The following is a 3,309-nucleotide window of genomic DNA, read 5'->3' on the forward strand; positions in this document are numbered from 1 at the left end:
CTTGTTGATTTTGCTTTTAAATTTTTTCCAATTTTCGAAATAATTAAGCCCGAAATGGGAATAAAAACAAATACAAAAAGGGTTAATTTTACGCTTATTAATATCATAGAAATTAATGAAAATAAAATTGTCATTGGATCTCTTACAATTAATTCAAATATTTGAAAAAAGGAATTTTGAACTTCACCCACGTCACCTAACATTTTCGTCATTACATCTCCTTTTCTTTGTTCTGAATAATAAGAAATAGGTAAATGAATAATTTTCTTATACAATTTTTTTCGTAAATCATTTAATACACCATTTCTAAGGATGGTAATTTGGAAAGAAGCTAAATACCCAAAAATATTTTTAAAAAATGCAACAATTAAAATAAAACCAACAACATAATATAAAACATAAAGTGTACCATTCTCTTCGGCTGCTTTGGTTAAGTAAAAGTTAGAATAATCACCTAAATAATCACCAAGTTTACCTATTCCTTCATATATAGGTAATTTAATTTCTTCTTCATCTCCTTTTTTTTCATCAAAAAGAACTCGTAAAGTAGGTATTAAACTAACCATTAAAAGAGTAGAAAACAAAGCATAAAATGTATTATAAATTACATTTAATATTGCATTTCTTTTATATTTTTTTACAAAAGGAATTATTTTTTTTAAATTTTGATCCATTAGTTTAATTTCATTTCAGTGATTATATTCTGAATTTTGGTATCTAAAAATCTATTGGCTTCTTCGTAATCATTTGCTTCTTCTAAAATGGCATTCACACTAAAATAGAACTTAATTTTAGGTTCGGTTCCACTTGGTCTGGCGCAAATTTTAGTACCATCTTCTAAATAATAAATCAATACATTCGATTTTGGAATGTCTAAATCAAACGTTTCATTATTTATTAAATCACGAGCCGTTGTGTTTTGATAATCTTCAATACAAACTACGCGTTGTCCATTTATAGTTTCCATTGGATTGTCTCGTAAATCAACCATCATTTGATTGATTTCTACCAAACCTTCTTTACCTTTTTTGGTTAAAGATATTAAATGTTCTTTATAAAATCCGAAATCTAAATATAAGTTAATCAGTTCTTTATATAAACTACTTCCAGAAGCTTTGGCTTGTGCAGCAATTTCGCATACTAATAAACTTGCTGCAACGGCATCTTTATCTCTAACCGCGTCACCCACCATAAATCCGAAACTTTCTTCGCCGCCGCCAATAAATTTCTGATTTGGGAAGTCTTTAATAAATTTTGCAATCCATTTGAATCCCGTTAATCCTACTTTACATTCAATTCCGTAAGCGCTTGCTAAATCGAGCATCATTGGAGTAGAAACAATTGTAGAACCAATAAATTCTGTTCCAGTGATTTTGTCGGCACGTTTCCATTGTTCCAATAAAAATGCTGTCATAACTACCATAGTTTGGTTTCCGTTTAACAACATCATTTTACCATTTGTATCTCTAACAGCAACGCCCAATCTATCCGAATCAGGATCCGTACCAATTACGATATCAGCATTTACTTGGTCAGCTAATTCTAAAGCCATAGCTAATGCTTCTGGTTCTTCTGGATTTGGCGATTTTACAGTTGGAAAGTTTCCATCTGGAATTTCTTGTGCTGCAACAATGTTTACATTCGTATAACCTGCTTTTGCTAAAACAGCAGGAATTGATTTTACAGATGTTCCGTGTAACGGTGTAAAAACAATATTTAAATTTTCTTTAGCCGATTTTGGTGTATTAAAACTGGCGTTTTCAATGGTCGAATTAATAAAGGCTTCATCAACAGCTTCATCAATATATTCAATTAAACTTTCATTTGCTGAAAATTGAATATCACTGTATTTTAAGGCTTCAATTTCTGCGATAATTTCGCCATCTTGTGGTGGTACAATTTGTCCGCCATCTTGCCAATATACTTTGTATCCGTTGTATTCTGGTGGATTGTGTGATGCTGTTAATACAATTCCAGCGTGACAATCTAAGTGTTTTAGCGCAAATGATAATTCTGGAGTAGGGCGTAATTCAGAAAACAAATACACTTTTATATTATTTGCTGAAAAAATATCCGCTACTATTTTCGCTAATGTATCGCTGTTTTTTCTACAATCGTAAGCAATAGCTACTTTTAGCTCTTCATTAGGAAAGCATTTTTTTAAATAATTAGACAAGCCTTGTGTGTTTTTACCTAAAGTATATTTGTTTATACGATTGGTTCCAACACCCATAACGCCGCGCATTCCACCTGTACCAAATTCTAAATTTTTATAAAAAGCATCTTCTAAACCTTTTGGATCGGATGTCATTAAGGCTTCAATTTCAGTTTGTGTATTTTGGTCGAAAGTAGGCGTAAGCCATTCGTTTACTTGATCTAATATGTTTTGTTCTAAGTGCATTATTTTTATTTTTTGTAACCAATTTTTGTTCGGTCTTCTTGTTCAATTTTTAATTCTTTTTTATCCATTAAATAATTCAAAATCTTATAAATTTCTGGAAACTGATTTTCAATTTCCTTTACTTTTGAAGTTATTTCTTCTAAATTTAGTAAGGAATTTCTCAAAATTACAAAAGTTCTCATAATTGCAATATTTATTTTAATTGCTTTTTCTGATTTCAAAACTCCTGAAAGCATTGCTACTCCTTGTTCTGTGAAGGCGAAAGGCAAATATTTAGAGAATTTTCCTCTTCCAATCTCTAAGGTCACAATTTGTGACCTTAGAGATTTATATTCACTTTCTGTTAATTCAAACATAAAATCTTCAGGAAATCTTTCAATGTTTCTTTTAACTGATTGTTTTAAAACTTTTGTTTCAATTTCATAAAGTGTTGCTAAATCATAATCTAACATCACTTTCTGATTTCTAATAATGTGAATTTTGTTTGTAATAATCTCTAAATTGTTCATTTTGGCGTATATTTAAGTTATTTTTTAATCTTTATTATATTATAACCGCAGATTCGCAGATTTTTATATGAATTTTAATTCATTTTAATATTCATAATTTAAACCCAATCTTGTGATGCTGAAAACATCTCTCGAAAACTAAGTTGAGACGCTTTCAGCGTGACAAACGTTGTTTGTTTAACTTTTCAAATATACTATTTCTGATATTTTGTATCGTTCTTCGTTGCTTTTTGTTCTTAAAATAATTTCGCCTAAAAAACCAGCTAAAAATAATTGTGTTCCAATAATCATAGTTGTTAAGGCGATATAAAATTCGGGTCTGTTTGTAATTAAACGTGCTGTTTTATGGATGAAAAGCTTATCTATTCCTAAATATACAGTTAGAATAAATCCTATAAA

The 3,309-nt window shown here is 29.6% G+C and carries 3 protein-coding genes and 1 pseudogene; all 4 read right to left on the reverse strand.

What is annotated here, in order from left to right; genetic code table 11:
• Positions 1-674 (reverse strand): ABC transporter transmembrane domain-containing protein (locus tag ACIQ11_RS09765; protein ID WP_396154450.1); only part of this gene is annotated, 674 nt, incomplete at its 3' end.
• Positions 674-2,401 (reverse strand): phospho-sugar mutase, encoded by a 1,728-nt coding sequence (locus tag ACIQ11_RS09770; RefSeq protein ID WP_396154451.1) that lies wholly within the window; start codon positions 2,399-2,401, stop codon positions 674-676. The genes ACIQ11_RS09765 and ACIQ11_RS09770, both read right to left, overlap by 1 nt.
• A 5-nt stretch (positions 2,402-2,406) precedes the next feature.
• Positions 2,407-2,910, reverse strand: a complete 504-nt coding sequence (locus ACIQ11_RS09775) for an ORF6N domain-containing protein (RefSeq protein ID WP_396154453.1) — start codon at positions 2,908-2,910, stop codon at positions 2,407-2,409.
• 177 nt (positions 2,911-3,087) lie between these two features.
• Positions 3,088-3,309, reverse strand: a pseudogene (locus ACIQ11_RS09780) (glycosyltransferase); the annotation flags it as partial.

Source organism: Flavobacterium sp. (genome assembly GCF_044361065.1).
In the GTDB taxonomy this organism is placed as follows: domain Bacteria; phylum Bacteroidota; class Bacteroidia; order Flavobacteriales; family Flavobacteriaceae; genus Flavobacterium.